General features: G+C 69.0%; 18 protein-coding genes. 6 read left to right on the top strand and 12 right to left on the bottom strand.

Annotated features, from left to right (window positions below; translation table 11 throughout):
* Window positions 1-14: 14 nt before the first annotated feature.
* The gene (locus tag AB0M24_RS10565) at window positions 15-452 is read right to left on the bottom strand and encodes a MarR family transcriptional regulator (protein ID WP_363763945.1); all 438 of its coding nucleotides are present in this window, start codon (window positions 450-452) and stop codon (window positions 15-17) included.
* Between the two features lie 83 nt (window positions 453-535).
* Here AB0M24_RS10565 and AB0M24_RS10570 point away from each other — a divergent pair, with 83 nt between their 5' ends.
* Together AB0M24_RS10570 and AB0M24_RS10575 are read left to right on the top strand one after the other, a co-directional pair.
* On the top strand, window positions 536-1294 hold the full coding sequence (locus AB0M24_RS10570) for an SDR family oxidoreductase (protein WP_363763948.1): 759 nt from the start codon (window positions 536-538) through the stop codon (window positions 1292-1294).
* 42 nt (window positions 1295-1336) lie between these two features.
* Window positions 1337-2122 (top strand): aldo/keto reductase, encoded by a 786-nt coding sequence (locus AB0M24_RS10575; RefSeq protein WP_363764318.1) that lies wholly within the window; start codon window positions 1337-1339, stop codon window positions 2120-2122.
* Window positions 2123-2186: 64 nt separating this feature from the next.
* On the opposite strand, the gene AB0M24_RS10580 is transcribed toward AB0M24_RS10575, so the two are convergent.
* The 6 genes from AB0M24_RS10580 to AB0M24_RS10605 form a co-directional block, all read right to left on the bottom strand.
* A complete protein-coding gene (locus AB0M24_RS10580; RefSeq protein ID WP_363763951.1) occupies window positions 2187-3515 on the bottom strand; it encodes an ABC transporter permease in 1329 nt (442 codons plus the stop codon).
* The gene (locus AB0M24_RS10585) at window positions 3515-4207 is read right to left on the bottom strand and encodes an ABC transporter ATP-binding protein (protein WP_363763954.1); all 693 of its coding nucleotides are present in this window, start codon (window positions 4205-4207) and stop codon (window positions 3515-3517) included. Before AB0M24_RS10585 ends, AB0M24_RS10580 begins: the two co-directional genes overlap by 1 nt.
* Window positions 4207-5196 (bottom strand): efflux RND transporter periplasmic adaptor subunit, encoded by a 990-nt coding sequence (locus tag AB0M24_RS10590; RefSeq protein ID WP_363763957.1) that lies wholly within the window; start codon window positions 5194-5196, stop codon window positions 4207-4209. Before AB0M24_RS10590 ends, AB0M24_RS10585 begins: the two co-directional genes overlap by 1 nt.
* 134 nt (window positions 5197-5330) lie before the next feature.
* A complete protein-coding gene (locus tag AB0M24_RS10595) occupies window positions 5331-8201 on the bottom strand; it encodes an AAA family ATPase (RefSeq protein WP_363763960.1) in 2871 nt (956 codons plus the stop codon).
* Between the two features lie 147 nt (window positions 8202-8348).
* Window positions 8349-8537 carry a hypothetical protein gene (locus AB0M24_RS10600; protein WP_363763963.1) on the bottom strand — a complete coding sequence of 63 codons (189 nt, stop codon included), beginning with the start codon at window positions 8535-8537 and terminating at the stop codon, window positions 8349-8351.
* A gap of 26 nt (window positions 8538-8563) precedes the next feature.
* Complete coding sequence (locus AB0M24_RS10605; RefSeq protein WP_363763966.1) at window positions 8564-11146, bottom strand: type 2 lanthipeptide synthetase LanM family protein; 2583 nt, start codon at window positions 11144-11146, stop codon at window positions 8564-8566.
* 229 nt (window positions 11147-11375) lie between these two features.
* Between AB0M24_RS10605 and AB0M24_RS10610 the strand changes: the two genes are divergently transcribed.
* Window positions 11376-12428, top strand: coding sequence for a helix-turn-helix domain-containing protein (locus tag AB0M24_RS10610; RefSeq protein WP_363763969.1), 1053 nt, complete (start codon window positions 11376-11378; stop codon window positions 12426-12428).
* 12 nt (window positions 12429-12440) lie between these two features.
* Here the strand turns inward: AB0M24_RS10610 and AB0M24_RS10615 are convergent, their stop codons facing one another.
* On the bottom strand, window positions 12441-13031 hold the full coding sequence (locus tag AB0M24_RS10615) for a superoxide dismutase family protein (RefSeq protein WP_363763972.1): 591 nt from the start codon (window positions 13029-13031) through the stop codon (window positions 12441-12443).
* A 13-nt stretch (window positions 13032-13044) separates the two neighbouring features.
* Window positions 13045-15438: a hypothetical protein gene (locus AB0M24_RS10620; RefSeq protein ID WP_363763975.1), complete on the bottom strand. Its 2394-nt coding sequence runs from the start codon at window positions 15436-15438 to the stop codon at window positions 13045-13047.
* Window positions 15439-15557: 119 nt separating this feature from the next.
* Between AB0M24_RS10620 and AB0M24_RS10625 the strand changes: the two genes are divergently transcribed.
* A complete protein-coding gene (locus AB0M24_RS10625; RefSeq protein WP_363763978.1) occupies window positions 15558-17432 on the top strand; it encodes a S41 family peptidase in 1875 nt (624 codons plus the stop codon).
* A 47-nt stretch (window positions 17433-17479) separates the two neighbouring features.
* On the opposite strand, the gene AB0M24_RS10630 is transcribed toward AB0M24_RS10625, so the two are convergent.
* Both AB0M24_RS10630 and AB0M24_RS10635 read right to left on the bottom strand, forming a co-directional pair.
* Window positions 17480-18058, bottom strand: coding sequence for a hypothetical protein (locus AB0M24_RS10630; protein WP_363763980.1), 579 nt, complete (start codon window positions 18056-18058; stop codon window positions 17480-17482).
* A gap of 80 nt (window positions 18059-18138) precedes the next feature.
* Window positions 18139-19065, bottom strand: coding sequence for a LuxR C-terminal-related transcriptional regulator (locus AB0M24_RS10635; protein ID WP_363763983.1), 927 nt, complete (start codon window positions 19063-19065; stop codon window positions 18139-18141).
* Window positions 19066-19249: 184 nt separating this feature from the next.
* Here AB0M24_RS10635 and AB0M24_RS10640 point away from each other — a divergent pair, with 184 nt between their 5' ends.
* Window positions 19250-21040: a S8 family serine peptidase gene (locus AB0M24_RS10640; RefSeq protein ID WP_363763986.1), complete on the top strand. Its 1791-nt coding sequence runs from the start codon at window positions 19250-19252 to the stop codon at window positions 21038-21040.
* Between the two features lie 168 nt (window positions 21041-21208).
* Window positions 21209-21526 (top strand): hypothetical protein, encoded by a 318-nt coding sequence (locus AB0M24_RS10645; RefSeq protein WP_363763989.1) that lies wholly within the window; start codon window positions 21209-21211, stop codon window positions 21524-21526.
* A 36-nt stretch (window positions 21527-21562) separates the two neighbouring features.
* On the opposite strand, the gene AB0M24_RS10650 is transcribed toward AB0M24_RS10645, so the two are convergent.
* On the bottom strand, window positions 21563-22798 hold the full coding sequence (locus AB0M24_RS10650; RefSeq protein WP_363763992.1) for a nucleotide disphospho-sugar-binding domain-containing protein: 1236 nt from the start codon (window positions 22796-22798) through the stop codon (window positions 21563-21565).
* Between the last annotated feature and the right edge of the window lie 92 nt (window positions 22799-22890).

Genomic DNA, 22890 nt, shown 5'->3' on the forward strand with positions numbered 1-22890 from the left:
GTGGGTGAGCCTAGTTAGAGCATCGCCAGGGCGTCGACAAGGGGCTTCAGCTCCGGCGTGGCGGACGCCTCCTCCAGCGACGCGGCGAGTACCTCGTCGTGCGTCGGGCGAGCCAGCGCGAGCAGTTCGTGGCCCTTCTCGGTGACCTCGGTGTAGATGCCCCTGCGGTCGGTGGGGCAGAGGTAGCGGGCGAGCAGGCCGCGGTCCTCGAGTCGCGTGACCAGGCGGGTTGTGGCTGACTGGCTGAGCACCACGGCGTTGGACAGCTGGTTCATCCGGAGGTGGAAGCCGTCCTGGCGGTTGAGGACGTCCAGCACGGTGTACTCGCTGACGGAGAGCTCGTGAGCCTTCTGCAGGGCTCGTTCGAGGCGGTCCTCGATGCGCGCGTGCAACGCCGCGAGCGTGCGCCAGCCCTGAGCGCGCGCCTGGACGGCGTCGTCGTCCAGTGACATAGGTCAACCCCTCTCGAATAGACAGCGTGTGCAACTATTGCGTACGCTCGTAATCGTCTTCAACAAGTCTACCGGGGAGAGACATGGATCTGTCGGGACGCACCGCCCTTGTGACCGGCTCCACCGCGGGCATCGGTTTCGCCACGGCGGAGGCGCTGCTCAAGGCGGGTGCTTCCGTCGTCGTGAGCGGCCGCAGCCAGGAACGTGTGGACGAGGCTGTTGCCAAGCTGGATGGCGACGTGCGCGGCATCGCGGCGGACATCGCGACCGCCGAGGGTGCGTCTCACCTCGTGAACCAGCTGCCCGACGTGGACGTGTTGGTCAACAACATGGGCATCTACGGGGCGCAACCGGTGTTCGAGATCGACGACGCCGAGTGGCAGCGGTACTTCGACACGAACGTCATGTCCGGCGTACGGCTCTCACGCCACTACACGCCGCGCATGGTCGAGCGCGGCTGGGGCCGGGTGATCTTCGTCAGCAGCGAGTCGTCCGTCTTCACGCCCACCGAGATGGTCCATTACGGCATGACGAAGACCGCCCAGCTCGCCATCGCGCGCGGCATGGCACAGGCTGTCGCCGGAACCGGTGTGACCGTGAACTCGGTCCTGCCCGGCCCGACCCTCACGCCCGGCGTCGAGGAGTTCATCCGCGACCGCGTCGGCGACGGCGGCGAGGCGGAGTTCGTCCGCACCGAGCGCCCGACGTTGCTGCTGGGCCGCCTGATCCGTCCCCACGAGGTCGCGAACCTCATCACCTACGTCGCGTCGGACCTCTCGTCCGCCACGACCGGAGCCGCGTTGCGCGTCGACGGCGGCACCGCGCCCACCCTGATTCCGTAAGGACCTGTCTTGAACAACGTGAAGCTCAACAACGGCGTTTCCATGCCCCAGCTCGGTTTCGGCGTCTGGCAGGTGCCGGACGCGCAGGCCACTCCCGCCGTCGCGGAGGCGCTGAAGGCCGGGTACCGCAGCATCGACACCGCCGCGATCTACGGCAACGAGCGCGGCACCGGTGAGGCTCTCCAGGGCTTCGACCGTGAGGAACTCTTCGTCACGACGAAGCTGTGGAACGCCGACCAGGGCTACGACTCGACGCTGCGCGCGTTCGACGAGTCGTTGCGCAAGCTCAAGCTCGACACCCTCGACCTGTACCTCATCCACTGGCCGACGCCCGCCCGCGAGCGGTACGTCGACACGTGGAAGGCGTTCGTGGAGCTGCAGAAGGAGGGTCGCGTCCGCGCGATCGGCGTCTCCAACTTCCAGCCCGCGCACCTTCAGCGCGTCATCGACGAGACCGGTGTCGTGCCGGCGGTCAACCAGGTCGAGCTGCACCCGTACCTGCAGCAGACCGAGCTGCGCGCGTTCCACGCCGAGCACGGCATCGTGACCGAGGCGTGGTCGCCGCTCGGCCAGGGCGGCGAGCTGCTCAGTGACCCCGTGGTCGCGGAGATCGCCGCGAAGCACGGCAAGTCGGTGGCCCAGGTCGTGCTGCGCTGGCACCTGCAGATCGGCAACGTCGTGATCCCGAAGTCCGTCACGCCGTCGCGGATCCGGGAGAACATCGCTGTGTTCGACTTCGAGTTGAGCGCTGACGAGATCACCGCTGTGTCCACTCTGGACCGTGGTGGCCGCATCGGCCCGAACCCGGACACCTTCAACGAAGCCTGAGAAATACGAAGCCCCGGTCCGCCTCTCTCGCGGTCCGGGGCTTCGCCGGCAACGGGCCTGCCTCTTAGGCCCGCATGACTGTGGCGATCGGAATCCGCGCCGCCCTGATCGCCGGGATGAGCCCACCCAGCACACCGGCGACGAGACCCGCGATCACACCGGCGACACCGGCCTCCCACGGGAAGGTGGTGCCCTGCAACGACGGGAAGCGGCCGCCGAACATCGCCAGCGCGACCTGCAGGCCCGCCGCGCCCGCGCCGATCGCCAGCGCGGCCGTCAGAAGCCCGGTCAGCAGTGTCTCCGCCAGCACGATGCCCGCCAGCAACATTCGCGACATGCCCACCGCGCGGCGCAGCGCGAACTCCTCGACGCGCTCGCCGACCGTGGCGAGACCGACGTTCAGGATGCCCGCGACACCGATCAGCAGCACCAGGAACGCCATCCCGAGGAAGATCAACCGCATGATCTTCAGCTGGGACTGCATGCGCTCCTTGGAGTTCACCGTCTGGAAGTGCAACTGGTTCTGGTCCATGCCGGCACCGACCAGCTTGGCCTTCATCAGCTGCTGCAGGTCGTCCGAACCCGGCTGCAGGTAGATCTCGAGCTGTGTGCCACCGCCGCGGAACCTGTTGGTGTCGTTGGTCGCCGCCGCCGAGGGCATCCACGTGCGGAGCTCGTCGAGACGCATGTAGATGCGCGGCTGCGAGTTGCCGTCCTGCACCACGCCGACGATCTGCGGCGTCACGTGGTGGGTGGCGCCCTCGATCATCATCTCGCCGGGGACGCGGTACTGCTTGAGGCCCTTGGCGGCTTCCTCGTTCAGCACGATGCGCGGCGCCATGGACGGCACGGAGGCGAAGTCGAGCCAGCTGCCGGACACCGGGCGGAACGGCTTGAACTGCCGGATGTCCCCGGTCAGCGCGACCATGCTGACCTCGATCGCCTGTCCGGCGGGTTTCTTCTCCTGCTCCTTCTGCTCGGTGCAGGTGCCGCTGGCGTCGCAGATCATCTGCGGGCCGTAGTAGTCGCCGCCCCGGCCGACGTACTCGAACGGCATGCCGCCCTCGTTGATCGGACGCACGCCCGGCTCACCGATGACCGCCTGCGAGCTGATCATCGCGACCCCGTCGGAGCGACCCTTCAACATGGCCTCGACGATTCCCGGCGCGCCCTTCTCGCCGGGGATGTAGCCCATGATCGTGCCGTCCTTGCCCGCCTGGAGCTCGACGTCGGTGAGCATCGCGCGTTCGGCGATCTCCGAACCCGCCTGCACGGCGACGACCGCGAGCACACCGAGGAACAGCGACACCATCGACAGGAACGTGCGCAGCTTGCGGGCGCGGATGCCCTGTCCGCCGATGACCAGGGCGGACCGCAGCTTGCCGGAGAACATCAGTTGAACCGCCCGTCGCGCAGCTCCAGCACGCGGCCCATCTTGCGCGCGTGGTCGTGGTCGTGCGTGACCAGCACGAGGCCGCAGCCCTGCCTGGTCGTGTTGAGCAGCACCTCGACGACGAGGTTGCCGGTCTCGGTGTCGAGCGCGCCCGTCGGCTCGTCCGCGAGGATCACGCGCGGCTGCCGGACCAGCGCGCGGGCGATCGCGACGCGCTGCTGCTCACCACCGGAAAGCCTGGAGGGCTTGGACTTCGCGAGGTGCGCGATGCCGACCTGCTCCAGCGCCTCCATCACCTGCTGCTTGCGCTTGCGCCGCGACGACCAGCCCTGGCCGTTCACCAGCGCCATCGCCACGTTCTGCGCCGCGGTGAGGTGCTTGAGCAGGAAGAAGCGCTGGAACACGAACCCGAACTCCGCGCTGCGCAACGCCGCCGCCTTGCGCTCGGGCAGCTTCGTGATGTCGTTGCCGTGCAAGAAGTACTGGCCCTCATCGGCACGGTCGAAAAGTCCGATCAACGACAGCAGCGTCGACTTGCCGGAACCGGAACGGCCGAGGATCGCGACGCTCTGTCCAGGATGGACGGTGAGGTCCACACCGGACAGGATCGTGCGCGGTTCTTCTTGGCCCTTCAGGACTTTCGTGATGCCGTTGAGCTGGAGCAGCGGCATCTGAATCGCTGGCTGGGTCATCACGGTCCCGTCGGCTTCTGCTGCGGGTCGCCGCCCTGCTGCTGGCCCTCCGGCAGGTTCGGGCCGGGCACCGCGAGCTCGTCGTCCGCCGTGACACCCGACTTGATCTCGACGACCTTGCCGTCGGTGAGGCCCAGCGTCACGTCCACCGTCCTGCGCGACCCGTCGGGCTGCAGCACGTCGACCTTGCCCTTGCCCTGCTGACCCGCCACCGCCTCGACCGGGACCACCAGTGCCTGCGCGGACTTCCCGGTGGTGACCTCGATCGACGCGGTCGCGCCGTTGATCATCTGCACGTCGCCGGGCGCGGTGCACACGATGCGCAGGCCCGTCGAGGAGCTCGGCTGCTGCGGCTGGTCGGGCTGCTTCGGCTGAGTCTGTCCAGTAGCAGGCGGGTTCTTGGTGTCCGGGGTGACCGGCGGCTTCTCCGGGATGGTGCCCTGCGGCAGCGCGGCGATCGTGCCGAGAACCGTGCACGGGAACGGGCCGGGGCCGTTCTTGATCTGCACCGTCACGTCGGTGAGAGCGCCACTGATCTTGTACGCCTGCGCGCCGTCGATGTCGCCCACGATCGCGTACCCGACGTGCTTGGCCGACGCGATCGGCATGCCCGCCGTCACCGTCGCCTTGTCGTCCACGAGCCTGCCGCCGAACGTCGCACCGGCAGGGATCTCGACGTAGTTCGCCGCCCCGTCCTTCCACACCGTCGCGACGCGCGTGGGCTTCGTCGGCGTGCCGTTGGGCGTCTGCAGGTCGAAGTAGCGCACCTGGCCCGCGACCGGCGCGGTGAGGCCGAACGTCGGGTTCATCTCGACCTTGCCGGAGATGCTCAGCTTGGTCGTGAGGTCCTGCTTGGTGGGCTTCACCTTGGTCATCGTCGTGCCGCGCGGCGCCAGCTCCGGATTGGTCTGGTCCGGACCTGACGGACTGCACGCCGCCACGGCTACCGTGACCAGCGCGCACAGCGGCGCGAGAACAATTTTGCGCACGAATGTCCCCCATGTCGTTTCGACCAACCTATCGGTAAGGACACCGCAAACCGCCGCGAGGTTGCATCGGACTTTCGGCCGATGCCCCTCGACGTTTAGGCCTAGGTCAAAACGTCAGTGGTGAGCTGGGGAGTTCAACGGCTCAACGTGGCAGCGTAGGTGGAAAGCGCTTCACGGTCCGGCTGCCCGGTCTTCGCGATCAGCGACGCCACGTGCTTTTCCACCGTGCGCGGCGAGATGTGCAGACGGGTGCCGATGGCCTTGTTGCCCATCCGGTCGGCGAGCAGCACGAACACCTCGAACTCGCGCACCGTCACGCCGTGCCCGCGCAACTGCTTCGGCACCTGCTCGGTTCCGGTCCGGCGTTGCTGCACCGACGCGCCCGACTGCCGCAGCAGCCCACGGCACGCCGACGCCACGGCCGGAATCCCCGCCTGGTGGAAGTACTCCTCGGCGGCGCGCAGCCACGTCACCGGATCACCCCACGTCTCGGCTTCCGGTGCGACCAGCCGCAGCCCCAGATGCCGTGCCATCGGGTACAGCGCCGCCGCTTCCTGCGCGCTGTCGAACGCTTGGCGCGCCTCGGCATGCCGTCCGTCGCGGCCGAGCAGGACGGCGTGCGCGAGATCGGCGAACTGGCGGTTCCAGCGCATGCCCGCGGCACTCGACTTCGCCAGCACGTGGTAGTCCGACCAGCCCAGGTGCCCGTCCAGCACCGCGAGCAGCACGCGCAGGCCGTGCGAGCCGGAGAGGTGGAACGGCGTGGGGCTCTGCGACTCCGCGGCCTCGGCCAGTTCGAGCTCCTGCATCGCCAACGAGTGGTTCTCTTCGAGCAGAGCGCAGAACGCGCGCGCAAGTCCGTAGCAGAGCGGAACTTCCTGGGCGCCGCTCTTCGCCACCACCTCGAACCTGCTGACCGCGTCGTCGGTTTCCTGCCGATGCCCTTGATGCGCGGCGAGCGTTGCCTTGACCATCAACAGATAGCGGTTCAGCGCGTGGAACCGGAGCCGCGCGGTCGCTTCCAGACAGGTCTCGACCTGCTCGGCCGCCGAGTCGTAGTCGCCGGCCAGCACGAGCTGCAACGCCATGATGGCCTTCACGCTGTACGCCAACGTGATCGCACCCGCCCGGCACGCCTCGGAGTGCGCGCGTTCCAACGTCTCGGTGCTGCCGGCCGCGAGCCAGTCGTTGCCCGCCAACCGAACCAGCGCGTAGATGTGCTGGATCGGCAGCTGGTGCGCGTCCGCGAGGGCCAGTGCGCGGTCGAAACACCTGTTGGCCTCGTCGAGGTCCTGCTCGCGCACGATGACCCCGAGCAGCTGCCACGCCTCGCACGCGACGGCGGGAAGCTCCGCGCGCGCGGCCGCCTGCACCGCCTGCCGCGCCAGGCTCGCCGCCGACTCGACGCGGTCGGCGGTCGGGCCGATCAACGCCAGATAGGCCGAGGTGACGTCCAGCTGCGCGGTCAGCTCGCCGGGCGCGTCCGGTCCGAGCAGCGTGCGGGCGACGCGCACCTGCTCCACCCCGTACGAGTACCGTCCGGTCTGGTGGGCGATGCGGGCGAGTCGCGTGTGGAGCTTCGCTTTTCCCGGCCCGTCCCTGAGTTCCGCCACGTCGGGCTCGAACTCGAAGGCGCGCTCGAACTCGCCGGTCTCCGCGAGCGCCGGCAGCAGTGTGTCCAGCACCGCGGCGCGCGCGTCGTCCGTGAGCAGCTTCTGGGCGCGATCCAGCAACGTGACCGCGGACCCCGCCGCGCCCGAGGCCAGTGCCCGCTTGCCCGCCTCCGCGAACAGCAGCCCTGCCTGCGCCGGTGATCCCGCGTCGAACCGGAGCTTCGCGACGAGCGGGCACCAGTCGCCGGTCAGTCCGGGGTGCAGGTCCTCGATCGCGTCGGCCGTGCGCCGCGAGAGGTCCGCGCGTTCGGTCGGCGACAGCTGCGCCAGCAACGCGTCCGCGGTCAGAGGATGGCGGAAGGCGTACCAGTCGGGAGCGGGCTCGTCGGGCGTCACGAGCTGAGCGGCCACACCGGCGTGCAGGTGGCTGAGCAGATGGCGGTCGTCCGTGCCGGTCACCCGTTGCACCACGGACAGCGGGAAGCGGTGGCCCAGCACCGCCGCGATCGACAGCACCTCTCGGCCTTGTGGCCCGAGGCGGTCGGTCCGGTGCGCGACGCTGCGGACGAACGCGGCCGGCACCGGCAGCTTCAGCTCGCCCAGCACCTGCCAGCCGTGAGCCCCGGCCACCAGCAGGCCGCTGCTCACCATGCCGTGCAGCAGTTCCTCGATGACGAAAGGGTTTCCGGCGCTGTCCGTCCACAAGCGATCCGACAGCAGGGCCGGCACCTCGTCGCTCTCCAGGCAGGCCGCCGTCATCCGCTCGACCTCCGCGCGGCTCAGTCTGCGCAGTTCGAGCTCGGTGGCCGCGCCTCGCTGCACGATCCGGTGGATCAGCTCCAGCGCGTTGCCCGGTTCGTTGCGGCTCGTGGCGAGCAGCAGAACCGGTTGGTCCTCCAGGTTGTCCGCCAGGTACTCGACGACGGCGAGCGTCTCGGCGTCGGCGTCGTGCAGGTCTTCGAGCACGAGCAGGCACGGTGTCCGGCGCGCGACGGACGCGAGCAGCCTCAGCACCGCTTCCGCCAGCACCACCACGGATTCCGTCGTGGACCGGTGGTCGTGCCACTCCGGGATCAACGTGCCCAGCACGGGCTTGTACGGGCCGAGCGCGGCGTCGTCGGGCGGCTCGCCGCGGAAGAGCGCGAGCAGCGCCTCGGCGATCGGCCGGAACGGGACCATCGGCCCGATCGTCGTGCCACGACCCTTGAGCACCCGGATGCCCTCGCCGTACGCCTGCCCCGCCGCGTACCGGGCCAGCCGCGACTTCCCGATCCCGGCCTCCCCCGTCAGGAAGAGGGCCTCGCCCCGGCCGGTTCGTGCGCGTGCGAGTGCCCCCGCGAGGGCCGTGACCTCTCGATCGCGGCCGACCACCTCGGGGGCTCGGGTCTGCATGGCAGGACCTTAACGGCAGGGTGACGTCGGATGTATCGACTGCTCAGGCGTATTCGCGCGGACAGCCCTGGTGATCAGGAAGACATCTTTCCGCGATCAACGTGAAGGGCCGGACCCCTCGCCCGGCCCCTCTCGTCGGCCGTTATCTCACTGCACGCTGACGGTCGGGTCCGACAGCGTGGGCGTGATGGACGCGAACGCACTCACCGCGAGCGTCAGCCCGGCCAGCGCACGGGCACGCGCGCCGGCCATGGACCTCGGGGCGAGCTCCATCTCCCCGATCGCGCTCTCGACCGGCTCGGGCAGGGCGGCCGGGCGGCGCAGGGACTCGTTCATCAGACGCTCTCCTCATCTGGTTGGTGTCACGGTTCGAGCAGCAGGACCGACGGCACGGGAAACCCTTGGCGCAGCAGGCCGTGACCGATGCCGGCCAGGCCCGTGAGCAACCCGGGCGACGGAACGCCTCCCGGGGTGGCGCAGCGGGCGCCGTGTTCGTCCAGTGCTCCCAGCAGCAGGGCCGTGCGACGGGCCGCGGCAGCCGGGTGGCAGGCCGAGAGGGCTTCGATCACGCCCAGTTCACCGTGGCAGAGACTCATGTCCCGCAACGGTTCCCTGGACGCCAGCACCGAACCCAGACGATCGTCCGAGCGGGCCAGGGCCGCACCGGACACGCCCGAGCACCATCCGGCGTCGGTCGGGTCGATCACGTCTGATTCAAAGCAGGACTCTGCCGCCACATTAAAAGACTCGTCGCAAACCTTTGCCGCGTAACGCTGAAGTGCCCATCCGATTCCCGCATGACCACGGGCGAACCCATTTGCCGGGCAAATCGCCCCAGGTAGAAGGGGTGCGTAATGGTCGGCCAGACGCAAAGCTGCCGGTGTGCCGACGGCGAGCATCGCGGCGAGAGACCCGGCGACACCGTCCACCACGCTGAACGCCGTGTCCTCCAACGGCATCAACGACACGGCTCGACCGAGCAGACCGGGATCGAGGCCGAGCAACGGGGTCAGGCGTGCCAGGGCGTAGCAAATCCCGCCCAGGCCGTGGAATCCGCCGCCCGCCGCACTCGCCAGCTCGGGCGTGCTCGCGAACATCTCCAGCAGATCCGGCAACGGGCGAACGGCGTCGCGCGCGAAGTCGACGTAGCGGGCGGCACCGGTCAAAGCGCCCAGCTCCGCCAGGAAAAGCGCGACTCCTGTGTAGCCGTTGGACAAACCAGCACCGAGCGGCTGCACCGCCCAGTGCCGGTCGTCGATCAGCTCCAGTCCCAGCCAGTTCACGCGATCCCGGCTTTTCACCGCGTGCGCGAGGATCTGGTCCGCGATCCCGCACGCCGCCACCAGCAGCCGTGCCGGATCCGGGTTCACCGCGGCGACCTGGCCGGGCAACGTCCCGCCGGAGTGGTGCGACACGGGACGCGGCCTCGACGCCAGCGCCGCCGTGATCACCCACTGCTGGTCGTGCCGGTCGACCTCGCTCATCGTCGTGATCTTGCGTTCGACGACGTCCAGCCCGGGCTCCGGCAGCATCCCCGGCAGCCGGAGCCCGGACGTGGTCCACAGATCGCGCGACCCCGGCCGGCACGTGAACAGCGGCACGTCACCACGCCACAGATCGGCCACCTCGAAGGGCACCAGCCGGTCGAGCAACGGGTCGTCGACGATCAGGATGCCGAACGCCAAGTCGCGGTCCATCGCGTCGATGAGGACGCTCGGGTGCGTGGACTCGTCCAGCAACGTGGCGTACTGACGTGTCGCACGTGGTACGAACCGCACCTCGTCGTCCGCGCACGCACGGATCAGGCGCAGCAGCTCTGATCGATGCGCCACGATCGCGTCGTAGCCCGCGCGGAAGCCCGCCAGGAGCGAGTCCTGGTAGTCGGCGGGCTCGGCCGGGGTGCCGTGCAGCAACGGCCGGTTGAACGCGCCTGACGACTCCTTGGGGCGCCGGACGAGCCGCATCCTGTCGGTTCCCGCGTCGGCCCAGTCGACGACGTCCAACGGAGACGGCACGCCGTGATCTCCACCGACCCCGGAGACGTCCGCGACACCGTTGTCGCCCAGCAGGACGTGGGGGAGCAGTGCGACGCGATGAACCGACCGCGCGAGTGCTTCGGCGGCCGGATCGTCGGACATCAGAGGCGTCGGGTGGAAAAGGGTTTCCACGTCCACCAGCACGGGCTGGTCACCGCACGCGATCAGGTTCTCGTAGTGCATGTCCGTGCCGTCGACCGCGTAGAGCAGCGCGAGCAACGCCCCGAGGCGCCGGTAGAACTCGGCGACCCCGGCGACGTCCGCGCACGGCTCGTGGCTCACGAACTCCAGCCAGCCGTAGCCGTCGCGGACGAGCAGCCGCGGGCTTCGGAAGGTGATTCCAGTCCGCGTGGAAAGCCACGAGAGTTGGGCGATGAAGTGCACGTGCAGCCCGACCGGGCGTGGCCGGTAGATCAGCTTCTGCCCGGACTCGAACGTCAGCACCGCTACCGTGCGCCCCTGCTGGTGCGGATCGCCCTTGCCCGTCTCGATGGACGTGAGCGCGCCGGGATCGAGGCCCTTGAAGATCGTTCTGACGATGTCCGCGCGGTCGCGGGTGAAGCGCGACGACAGCTCGTGGTGCGTCTTGACGGCCTGTTCACAGGCCTGCGCGAGCAACCGGGCGAGCACCGGGTAGCGCGCGAACAACGCCTCCAGATCGAGGGTGCGCGTGAACGACGTGAACCGCTCGGTGCTGGTGTCGCCAGTGAGTGTTCCGCGCGCGTTGTGCAGCTCCAGCACGAGTGTGCGCGCCGCGATGGTGACCAGCCGCCGGCCGAGCTGCTCGGCGAACGCGGCGTCGAACGGGGGAGCGACCTCCAGGCGTGCCGCGTCGATCAGCGGGCGCAGCGCGTGGGCGAAAGCCGCTGTCCAGCTCTCGCCTGTGGTGGTCTCGGCTGCGGAGGTCACCGGCAGAACCTCGCACGCGTGTGAGCGGAGCACATAGGGGCCAGGCCCCCAGATTTGCGCCGAACGTGAATATGGGGGGTCCACCCCCATGTTTCGGAACTCCCGCGGCCTGAGACTCAGGCTCGAGGAGGGGAACGAGCATGAAGGAGTTCGCAGAACTACCGAGCACGCGCTGTATCACGCGGCCGCTTGATCGATCTGTGGTTCGTGATCAAAGAGAGGTGCGGGCATGAGGGACTTCGGTGAGCTGTTGCGCACCCACAGGATTCGGGTCGGCCTCACCCAGCAGCAGCTGGCCGACTTCGCGATGGTGAGCGTGCGGGCCATCCGCGACCTGGAGTGCGGCCGGACGAGGTCGCCGCGCGCCGAGACGGTGCGGCTGCTCGCGGAGGGGCTTCGGCTGGACGACGACAGCCGCGCGAACCTGCAGGAGGCAGGGGGACGGCCGTCCGGGCCGGTGTCGGTGCCACCGCCGGCGCCGTCGTCGGCGATCGTCGGGCGCGAGGCGGAGACGGCGGCGTTGCTCAGCCTCTTCGTCGACGGGCGGCGGCTGGTCACGATCACCGGGGTCAGCGGGGTGGGCAAGACGCGGCTCGCCCTGGAGGTGGCGGGAGAGCTGCACTTCCGGCTGGGCTGGTCGGTCGTGTGGCTGCCGTCGTCGCGCACCCCGGTGATCGACGACAACCAGGACACGGTCCTCGTCACGGACCACGTCCCGGACGCGTCGTTGCTGCGGAGTCATCCGAGGTTGCGGGTCGTCGTCACCGCCCTGGCACCCACGGGGATTCCCGGCGAGCACGTCTTCCCGTTGGCACCGTTGGACGTCGACGCGGCAGTGCGGCTGCTCGTCACGAACGTGCGGCGGGTGCGGCCGGGATTCCGTCAGGAGGACGCGAACCAGGCCGCGCTGACCGGGCTGGTTCGGGAGCTCGACGGGCTGCCGTCGGCGCTCGAGTTCGCGGCCGGGTGGTTCATGGTCTACTCGCCGGAACACCTGCTGGAACGCCTGCGGACCAACCCGCTCGACCCGACGTCGGCCCATCTGCGCGACTCGCTGCGGCTGTCTCTGTCCACATTGGATTCCGATGAGCGGGACGCGTTGGTGCGCATGGCCGAGGGTGACGGGGAGGATGAGCGTGTCGCGCGCGCCTTGAGCGTGCGCGGACTGATCCGCCGCGCCGGACCCCGATACGAGGTGCTCAACCTCGTGCGTGCGGCGGTGCTGGAACCGGTGTCAGGGCCACACCTGACTGGGGGTGTGGCCCTGACCTGGCAGTGCTGAACCAGAACTGAACTAGAACTGCGCGGTGAGGCAGGCGAGGCGGTCGCCCGCGGTGCCTGCCTTGCCGTGCTCGGTGCTGGAGTGCGTCGCGTGGACGATCACCGCGTTCGCCTCGCCCTTGCGGAACTCCCACTTCACCGTCGCCTTGCCGGTCGCCGCACCGGCCGCGTCGGTGGTGAAGTCGAGCCAGATCTCGTTCTTCGCGTTGGCGTACTTGGGGTCGACGCTCGGCGTGACCGGGTCCTTCTCGTTCTGGTAGTGCGGGCCCGAGTCGGCCGGCTTCGCGCCACACGGCTTGGTGTGCACGTGCGAGCCGTACTTCGTGTTCGGCAGCAGACCGGACACCTTCAGCTCGACCGTCGTCTGTCCGTTCTCGACGGACGAACCGGTGGAGAGCTTGGCGCCCAACGGAATGCGCTTCACGTCGTAGGTGATGCCCTTCGGCTGGTCACCCGACGCGGCCGGGCCCGCGACCTCGGTCTCCGCCACCGGCTTGATCTCAGGGGCCTGCGGTGCCGAGGAGGACGGGGCCTCGCTCGAACAAGCGGCCAGGCCGGCGGTGAGCAGTACGGCACCCACGAGGGCCGCCACGTTCGTGCGCATGATTCTCCTTGAGTCAACTGCGGTCCAGGTTCCCACCCCCTGCACGTTCACCATCGGGTGACCGGTTCAGATCAATTGAGACGAGGTCGCGGAAGGCATCTCGATACGCCACACAGAGGTGATATCCGCCGTGTGTCTCCACTTTGTCCGGTGAGCCGTCTGTCTCATTTGCCCGGCGATCAACGGAGTTGTCCTCCCAGCCGTGCACCGGGAAGCCCAGGTAGTCGGTGCGGCGCCACAGGTTTATCCAGTTCGGGCCCAGGAGGACGGAGAGGCCGCGATCGGGGGAAGTACCGGGTGCGCGGCGCCACGGGTCGCACGAGAACATCGCTCCCGCACGGACCTCCGGTGTGCCGAGCACGACAGGCCCGAGCAGTTCGGGGAAGATCCGCCCGAAGTACGGCCTGAGCTGCACGCCGTACGTCAGCAGCTGCACGCGCCGCAAATACCCCTCGGGCAACGCGTACAGGGCCGCAACGGCCAGCACAGCGCCCAAACTGTGCGCCGACAGCACCACGCGGTGTTCGTCGGACTCGTCGAGGAACTCGCGCGTCCGGTCCGCGATCTCCGGCACCGCCCGTTCCGCGTAGCAGGGCGGCGCGAACGGATGCGCCGTGCGCGGCAGGAAGCACATGAGATCCCACAACAGTCCGAGCGGGCGCCGGTTCGTCAGCATCCCCGCGCCGACGAACGACCCGATCAGCGCGACCCCGGCGAGCCCGGTGACCCAGTCGCCCTTGCCCAGCACCCACGTCACACCCCACCACTGAGACCACGACGGCGAGTCGAACGTCAGGTAGCAGGTCATGATCAGCGCGAGCACGCCGGAAACCGAGAGCACGCCGACCACGTTCTCCGCGCGGTGCGTGACCGCGACGACGTGCCGCACCCGCACGACGAGCACCTCGGCCTCGTTGTCCAGCACAGCGGGTTTGGTCAGCCGGGACAATAAGGTTCCGGCCTGCGCGAGCACGAGCAGCACCAGCGGGACCAGCCCGACCGCGAAGGCCGCGCTGAACCACGAGTAGAACGACGGCGCGTGCAGTCCCGTGCCGACCCAGCCGCGGAACGTCAGCACCAGCACCGTCGACAGCATCACCGACGCGGTCAGCGACAACCCCAGCAGCACACCGGGTCCGGCACCGCGCCAGGCCTGCCACTCGTCACCGTGCCGTGGCCGCGCCCGCCACGCGAGCACCCCGCCGACGACCGCAGCGCCGATCCACAAGAGCGAGAACCAGTACGTGGCAACCATGAACGCGACGAACAGCACGAGGAACACCAGCGGCCCCTTGGCGTCGGTGCGCCGCCACGACCACGCCGCCATCACCGATCCGAGCAGCGCGACGGTGACGATCGGCGGCCCCCACGACGTCAGCCAGAGCGGCCCGTCGAAGGACGGAGCGATCGAGTACAGCCCGAACCCGTGCGCCACCAGCACGACCACCGTCGAGATCATCAGCAGCCACGACCACAGGCCGCCCTTCTCGGTCGAGGGCACGTCCGGGCAGTCGGTCGACGTCACCACGACGCGGCCCATCACGACCGCCAGCAACCCGCCCGCGAGCACGGTGAGCACGAGGAAGAACGCGTGCCGCGTCAACTCCACGCTCGTCGCCAGCACCACCACGCAACACCCCGCCGCGATGTGCAGGCGGGTGAGCCGCCGGATCCGCGGGCTGCCCTCCCACATCGACGACCGGCTGAGCAGCACACCGGGCCGCCGCAGAGGTTCGCGGCGCATCGTCGTCATCTCGTACCTGCTGCGGGACAACGACGTCAGCGCCAGCAACCCCAGCAGCAGCAACACCGGCACGGCGGACGCGGCCAGAACCCTGACGTGCCGCGCGGGATCCCCGAGCAGATCCAGGAAGTCCGGCAGCCGCTTGCACGTCGCGCCGGGCAACGCGCACTGGATCGCGTAGACGTCGATCGCGACCTCGCACACCGACAGCACCAGCAGCACGGTGAGCCCGAGCCCGAACAGCCGTGTCGACGCGGCGCCGCGGCCGGCGTTCCACCACACCATGCGGTTCGTGGTGGGAATCGAGTCGTCGGGGAGTTTGCGGGACCAGTAGGCGACGTTCGCGAGCCCGAACGGGAGCAGCAACGCCCATCCGATGCGCCCCAACACGTTCGCGAGCACCGACGGCACCCCGCTGCCGGGGACCCCGGGACTGCTGCGCGCCATGCCGCCCCACGAGTACGCCTCGCGCCGCACCTCGTCGGACACCCGGCCGGCGTGGTCAGGGGGCAGCTCGGCGACCTTGTCCGGTTTCGGCCGCCAGAAGCTGCCGAACCTGTCGCCGCGGAACTGCTCGACCGCGTGGTCGGGGAGCGCCAGCGTCGCCGTCGGGGGCGTGTTGTTCACCCCGTGGATGCGCAGTTCGAGAACCCGAGGCGTCATCGCCGGCCTCCCTTTACTCCAGTTGTCGTCCTGAAAACTGCTCCAGTTAGCGGCCGAACGGGTGAAAAAGGTGTATCCAGGCGCCCTGGAAAGCCTCTACTTGGCAAGGAGGCCCCACCATGACCGCAACCGCTCACCCGAACGTCGCAAATTCCGTCGGACTGGCCGAGTTCCTCGCCACCGCGGGCACGCTGACCCTGGCGCAGCGCAAGCTCATCGTCGACCAGGCGCTGATCCTGCTGGACCAGAACTACGCGCACCTGCCGCTCAAAGTCGCGATGCACGCGGTGAATCCTGTGCAAAGACTCAGGGTCCTGAGAGCCAGACTCGAACGGCAGACCGACGCCACGGCCGAGCCCGAGTGGCAGTTCCACCGGGAGCTGTCGTCGACCTTCCACTCGGTGCGCGACCTGCACACGAACTACCTGCTGCCCGCGCCGTTCGCGGGCAAGATCGCCTTCCTGCCGTTCCAGCTGGAGCGCTGCTTCGCCGCGGACGGCACCGAGCAGTACCTCGTCGCCCGCACGGTCGCGAACTTCAACGGGCTCGCCCTCGGTGCGGAGGTCACGCACTGGAACGGCATGCCGATCGCCCGCGCGGTGGCGTTGAACGGCGCGATCTTCGCGGGCAGCAACACCGCCGCGAACCTCGCCCGCGGCCTCGAGTCGCTCACGTTGCGCCCCTTGGTGATCCAGCTCCCGCCGGACGAGGACTGGGTGGTCGTGACGTACCAGGGCGCCGCCGGCCCCGAGGAGATCCGCGTCGACTGGCAGGTGACGGACAACCTGCCGCCGATGACCGACGTCGACTCGCTCTCACCGGCCGCGGCCGCGCAGGGCGTCGACCTGGACTCCGACGAGAAGGCGCGCGCGAAGAAGCTGTTGCACGCGCCCAAGGTCATCGCCGCCGAGGCCACCGGCGAAGCGGTCGCGATGAGCGTGACCGACGTGCCGACGACGATGCCCGGTGTGTTCCGTGCGCGTCCGGTCGTGACGCCGTCCGGCACGTTCGGCCACCTGCGGATCTTCACGTTCAGCGTCGACGACCCGGAAGGGTTCCTCAAGGAGTTCGTGCGGCTCGCGGCTTTGTTGCCGCAGAACGGACTCATCGTCGACGTGCGGGACAACGGCGGCGGTCACATCTTCGCCTCCGAGTTCCTGCTGCAGACGATGACGCCGCACGCCATCTCCCCGGAACCCGTGCAGTTCCTCAGCACGCCGCTGAACCTGCGCATCTGCCGCCGGCACGCGGACGACCCGACCGGCCAGATCGACCTCGGCCCGTGGTTCCCGTCGCTCAGCACCTCGACCGAGACCGGCCAGGCGTTCTCCAACGCCGCCACCATCACCCCGGTCGACGGCGCGAACGCGGTGGGCCAGACCTACCACGGCCCGGTGCTGCTGATCACCGACGCGCGCTGCTACTCCGCGACCGACATCTTCGCCGCGGGCTGGGCCGACCACGAGCTGGGCCCGATCCTCGGCGTGGACGACAACACCGGTGCGGGCGGCGCGAACGTGTGGACGCACGGGTTGCTGATGACGCTGCTGAAGATCCCGGCGCCGGGCGACCCCGAGTCGCCGTACAAGGCGTTGCCCAACAAGGCGAACATGCGCGTGTCGATCCGGCGCACGCTGCGCGTCGGCAAGCTTTCCGGTACGCCCGTGGAGGATCTGGGTGTGCGGCCGACGGAGCAGCACAAGCTGACGCGCAAGGACCTGTTGGAGGGCAACGTCGATCTGCTCGCGCGGGCCGGCTCGTTGCTCGCCGCGTTGCCCGTGCGGCGGCTGGGAGTGGCGGTCGCGGGAACGACCGTCTCACTGGACACGGTGAACCTCGACCGGGTGGACATCTACGTCGACGGCCGCCCGGCCACCTCGCTGGACGTGACCGACGGCGCGCACACCGCGACGTTGACCACGACGGGCAGCGAGGTGCGCGTCGAAGGGTTCTCCGAAGGACGGCTGGTGGCCGCGCGCAAGGTCGCCAGTTGAACGGGCGGGCGCTTCCGGTGACTCCATGACCGGAAGCGCCCGCTCACTCACTTGGTGAAGGTGAAGGCCCGGTCCTCGGCCAGCTTCGCCAGCTGCTTCTCGGTGCCCTTCGTCCAGCTCTGGACCCAGACGACCTCACCGTTGGGACGCCAGTTGCGGGCCTCCACGATGCCGAACCGGTCGTCCTCGGCGAGGATCGTGAAGCCGCCCTTGCCGTCCCTGAAGGTGCTGGAGCACTTGGCGTGCTGCTCGCAGTACTCCTTCGGCGACCACTCGTGCATGCCCGGCGCGTTGACCTGCGTGTACGTGTTGACCTTCTGGCCCTTGTAGCTGAAGGTCACCGAGTTGCCCATGTACTGCATGTCGTCGAACACGCCCTCGGCCTCGCCACCCCAGTTGCCGGGCGCGACGTCCTTGGCGCCGTGGAAGGCACGCGGGAACGCCTTCTTCTGGTGCGCGGAGAAGCCGTCCGCCTGCTTCTGCAGCTCGGCCTTGGTCTTGTGGACCGGCGTGACGTCCTTGGGCGGCCACGGGTAGTCGGTCTGGGCAGCCGCTGCGGCGGTGCCCGCCAGACCGAGCAGTGCGAGGCCCGTCAGGGCAGCCGTCATCACGTTGCGCATGCGCATGTATCCCCCTGGTGATGTGTGCTTGCACTGTGGAAGACGCCGGCACACCGGGGAGAGTTGCAACGCTGAAGATCTTTTTTCTACAGCCACCCTCTGCGCATCGCCTGAACCCCCGCCTGGAACCGGGTCTGCGCGCCGCACCGGTCCATCAGCTGCCGCACCCGCCGCTGCACCGTCCGGGGTGCCAGACCCAGCTGCCGCGCGATCGACTCGTCCGTGAGCCCGGCCGCGAGCAGGCCCAGCAGGTTCGGGTCCACATCGGCCGCCGCCGCGTAGATGCCGCCGGGGCTGAACGGGATTCCCTTGTCCCAGTACAGCTCGAACGTCGACCGCAGCACGTCGAGCAACGCGGACGGGCGGATCAGCAGCACCTTGTCGACGACGTCGCCGTTCGCCACCGGCAGCACCGCCGCGTGCGTGTCGATCACCGCGAGCTTGAACGGCAGCGTCGGCGTGACGCGTGCCCGTTCGCCCGCCGCGACCAGCTCGATGATCTCGGTGACGCGACCCGGCAGGTCCACAGCGGACCGGTCGTAGACCACGCGCCACTGCACGTCCCGTTGCCGCGTCTCGTCCTCCAGCGCCACGTGCTCGCCCAGCGGCGTCACGTACGGCGGCTGGTCGAGCACGCAGACCTCGTCGCGGGCGCCGTTGAGCAGCGTGTTCCACAGCTCCCGCACCGCGCTGACGCCGGTCACGGTCTCGACGAACGCGTTGTCGGCCATGTCCTCGTCGCGGTTGCGCAGGTAGAGGTCCATCAGCGGGCCGACGTCCGCGCGGGCCCTGCGGTTCTGCTCCTCGCGGGCCGCGATCAGCGCCTCGACGGCGAGATCGGGCGCGACCGCCTGCCACACGTCGCCGGGAAGATGCCGGACGATGCCGAGCTGACGCATTTGCGCCAGGAGGTCCGGTGTGACGCCGATCTCGTCCGTCGTGCGGCTGCCGCCCGTTACCAGCAGCTCGTAAACGGCAGTCAGCTCCGGCGCTACGCCCAAGTGTCCGAACACGGCCATATTGTGCGCCATTCAGCGCAGTACCCCTGTCGTGAACACGTCAGTGTCGTTATTCGGACTCCACTAGACCTGTTTTCGCAGGTGTGACCCGACTTACGGTCCTCGTCACCTCCGCAGCCGGTTCAGATCCCTGACGCCCTCAACGGCACGCGAAGGCCCTGTTCGGAAGGACCGTCTCGTGAACGGATTGCGACGCACGAGCGTGTGCGCCGCGGCAGTCTCCGCCGCCGTGCTCAGCGTTATCTCACCAGCTAGCGCTGCTCCCACCCAGATCCAGTCTCAACCGGACTCGACCCAGGTGAACCGCCCCTTCGAGAAGCTGATCGTCGGCTACAAGCCGGGCACTCCCGAAGCCTCGTCCGACACCGCTGCCTCGGACGACGTGAAGAGCAAGGGCAAGTCGGTGCACCGCCGCATGGCGAGCGGCGCCGTCGTCGTCAACCTCGGTTCGAAGACCGCGAACGCCGACAACACCATCCAGGCGTTCAAGAACGACCCCGATGTCGCGTACGTCGAGCCGGACCTGCTGATGCAGCCGTTCGCCGACCCGAACGACACCGAGTACTCCCGGCAGTGGGACCTGTTCGAGGCCACCGCCGGCATGAACGTGCCCGGCGCGTGGTCGAGCTCGACCGGCTCGGGCGTGACCGTGGCCGTGATCGACACCGGTTACGTGGCGCACAGCGATCTGTCGGCCAAAGTCGTCGCGGGGTACGACTTTGTCTCGGATGCCGCTCGCGCTCGTGACGGTGGCGGCCGGGACTCGAACCCGGCCGACGAGGGCGACTGGATGAAGAAGGGCGACTGCGGCACCGACGCGTCCGGCAACCCGGTTCCCGCGGCCGACCAGGGCTCGTCCTGGCACGGCACGCACGTCGCCGGCACCATCGCGGCGTCGACGAACAACAACAAGGGCATCGCGGGCATCGCCTACGACGCCAAGATCCAGCCCCTGCGCGTGCTGGCGCAGTGCGGTGGCGCGACCTCCGACATCGCCGACGCGATCACCTGGGCCTCGGGCGGCAACGTGAGCGGCGTGCCGGCCAACGCGACGCCCGCCAAGGTCATCAACATGTCGCTGGGCGGTCAGTCGTCCTGCTCGACGACCTACCAGAACGCGATCAACGGCGCGATCAACCGCGGCACCACCGTCGTCGTGGCGGCCGGCAACTCGAACGCCAACGTCGCGAACTTCACCCCGGCCAACTGCAACGGCGTGATCACCGTCGCGGCCACCGGACGTGAAGGCAACAAGGCGTTCTACTCGAACTTCGGCACCCGCATCGACATCGCGGCACCCGGTGGCGAGACCCGTCGCGGTACCGACACCCCCGGCACCATCACCACGCCGGAGAACGGCATCTGGTCGACGCTGAACGCCGGCACCACCACCCCCGGTGCCGAGAACTACAAGCCGTACCAGGGCACGTCGATGGCCGCCCCGCACATCGCGGGTCTCGCGGCACTGCTGGTGGCGAAGAAGCCGTCGTTGACGCCGGCCCAGGTCAAGGACCTGATCAAGACGAACTCCCGTCCGCTCCCCGGCACCTGCTCCGGCGGTTGCGGCGCGGGCCTCGCCGACGCCACCAAGGCCGTCAACGCCATCGACACCACGCCGCCGCCCTCCGGTGGCCTGGAGAACACGACCGACGTCACCATCGTCGACCGGGGCACCGTCGAGTCCTCGATCAGCTCCTCGGTGACGGGCAACGCCTCCTCGGCCACCAAGGTCGGTGTGAACATCGTCCACACCTACCGCGGTGACCTGGTGATCGACCTGATCGCGCCGGACGGCACCGCCTACCGGTTGAAGAACTCGTCCTCTTCGGACAGTGCCGACAACGTGGTGGCGACCTACACGGTCAACGCCTCGTCCGAGGTCGCGGCGGGCACGTGGAAGCTGCGGGTCCAGGACGTGTACTCCGGTGACACCGGGTACATCGACTCCTGGAACCTGACCCTGCAATAGCTCCGCGGGTTCGCCGAGGGGCGGTGCCTTCCATCCTGAGGAAGGCACCGCCCTTTCACATGTGTTCGACGAGGTGCTCGCGGAACTGGCCCTGCGGAAGGCGGAGTTCCGGGCGCCGCAGGACTTCGTTTCTCGCTTGAAGGAAACGGGGATCTACCGGGCGTCGAGGTGCCTCGGGAGTGGACGTTCGTGCGCGGTGGCCGTGCGACGATCGACGAGCCGTTGTACCGCTGTCCGACCATTGCGTACGCGGCCCAGGTGCTGGCTGTCGTCGGTGCTGGGGTCGCGCGGGCCGCGCTGCGTTCGGCGCGGGCGTGGTTCTACGACCTGAGCCACGAGGTGTGGGAGACCGTGGTCGCAGGGGACGAGGCCACCGATCAGCAGAACGCTCACCTGAGGCGCAGCTGCTGTTGGGTGACGCGCTCGTTCCCCGGCAGCACGCGTTCCTGGCGCCCGCGATGTACGACGCGGCCGGTGCCGTGCTGATGGGGCTGCCACCGACCACGCCCGGTTTTCGGTGAGTCACATGCTGACGAGCTTGCAGTTGCGGTGGATGATCCGTTCGAGATAGCCCGCGACCTGCCGGATCGGTGGCAGGCCGAGCATGTGGCGTTGTGCTCGTTTGGTGGCGTTGCGGATCTCCGTGCTGTTCAGCGCTTTTTCGCACGCTTCGGCGACCGCTTCGGCCTCGAAGTCGTGCACTCGTACGCCGAGTCTGAGCTCGCTGATCCGGTGCGCGTTGTGCATCTGGTCGTGCAGCACGGGAAGCACCGCCGTGGGTGTGCCGGTGCGCATCGCCTCGCGGATCGAGTTGTAGCCGCCGTGCGACACCAGCAGGTCCGCGGCGTGCAGGAGCAACGCCTGCGGCAGCGACTCGACCAGGTGCACGTTGGGCGCTGCCAACGCTTCCAGTGGCAAGCCGCCCGTCATCACCACGGCCTCGCAGTCGACTTTCGCGAGGCCCGCGATGAGAGTTTCCAGGTGTGCCAAGGGGGAGTGGCGCAGCGCCTGGTCAGGGATCGCGTCGAAGTCGAAGAGCCGCAGGGCGGACTCGGTCGCGAACACCCCGCCGGACGTACTGGTGGAGGCGACGACCAGAGGCTTTCCCGGGTCGAGATCCGCCAGCCACTGAGGGATGCGCTCGCCCGCGCTGTGGTGCGCCGGCTGCTGGTAGGTGAAGGCGGGTGGCATCCGCTGGCGGGCGAAGGAGTAGCCCGGAGGGACGGCGTCCAACCGGCCGTACCGGTGCGCCGAGTCGAGGGATTCGTGCAGCGGCAGACGGAGTTCCGCTCGCCGTTCGTTGAGCGCGTTGAGCAGGGTGAGGCGGTCCATGTACTGGCCGACGCCGGTCGGTGCGGCCACGTGCGGGACGCCCAGCCGTTCCGCGACGAGCATTCCGGCGAACTCGATGCCGTCGCGCAGGACGAGATGCGGGCGGAAGTCGGCCGCCACGGGCAGGAGCGCCCGGACCGCGCCGCTGATGTGCGGACCCGCGGCGAACTCGACGATCATCTCGTCGGCGAACGGGTCGTAGTCCGGCGGGAGCGTGAGAACCTCGCCCTGCAACAGGTCCACGAGCTGGTCGCAGACCTCGGGCAGTGCGGCGACGGTCCTGACCGGCTCGTTCGCGAACCCGGCCAGCACGGATTCCGGGCCTGCCACCAGCACCTCGTGACGCTGCAGGGTGAGCGTCGTCACAAGGGGGAGGAGGGCCCGTGCGTGGGCAGCCGAGAACGCGACTGTGCACAGCACGCGCACGACAAACCTCCCCTGCGGCCTAGGGTCTCGTGTCCCAAGGTATGTACCGGGAACGGCGGGACGGAATGGCGACGTTCCATTCGCGGGTAACG

It is taken from the genome of Lentzea sp. NPDC051838, from assembly GCF_040681245.1.
Lineage (GTDB): Bacteria > Actinomycetota > Actinomycetes > Mycobacteriales > Pseudonocardiaceae > Lentzea.